Consider the following 532-nt stretch of genomic DNA (forward strand, 5'->3'; position numbering starts at 1 on the left):
TCGAGCAGGGGAGACCCCATCGCCCGCTCCCCTCCCGCACCCCTGCCGCAGCAGCCAGAAAGCCCGCAGCTCAGGCCATTGAGGGGCCCGCGCCACTCGTCGTCCACGTCGCGGCGCTGGGTGGCGGACTTGCCCTGGTGGGTCTCGGTTTGGGCTTCCTCGGAATGCGCCTGCGCAGGCCGTAGCGGCTTGCATCCACCTACATACTCGGTATACATACTCAGTATGTCGATCCGCCACGGGCTACTCGCCCTCCTGGAGCGGGGGCCGCGCTACGGCTCCCAGCTCCGCAGCGAATTCGAGTCCCGTACCGGTTCCACCTGGCCACTCAACGTCGGCCAGGTCTATACGACCCTCAGCCGTCTGGAGCGCGACGGGATGGTCGTGCAGGACGGTGAGGACACGGCCGGCCATGCGCTGTACGTCATCACCGGCGAGGGGCGCCAGGAGCTGAAGAGCTGGTACGAGGCGCCCGTCGACCGCACCAGCCCGGCCCGCGACGAGCTGTCGATCAAGCTCGCGATGGCGGTCG

The 532-nt window shown here is 68.6% G+C and carries 2 protein-coding genes; both read left to right on the forward strand.

Features of this window, described 5'->3' with window-relative positions; all coding sequences use genetic code 11:
• The coding region (locus J0695_RS36340) for a hypothetical protein (RefSeq protein ID WP_206969039.1) at positions 1-185 on the forward strand (185 nt) is incomplete at its 5' end.
• A gap of 40 nt (positions 186-225) precedes the next feature.
• Positions 226-532, forward strand: a 307-nt coding sequence (locus tag J0695_RS36345) for a PadR family transcriptional regulator (protein ID WP_206969040.1), incomplete at its 3' end; no start/stop codon positions are given.

This window comes from Streptomyces beijiangensis (genome assembly GCF_017315755.1).
GTDB classification, from domain to species: domain Bacteria; phylum Actinomycetota; class Actinomycetes; order Streptomycetales; family Streptomycetaceae; genus Streptomyces; species Streptomyces beijiangensis.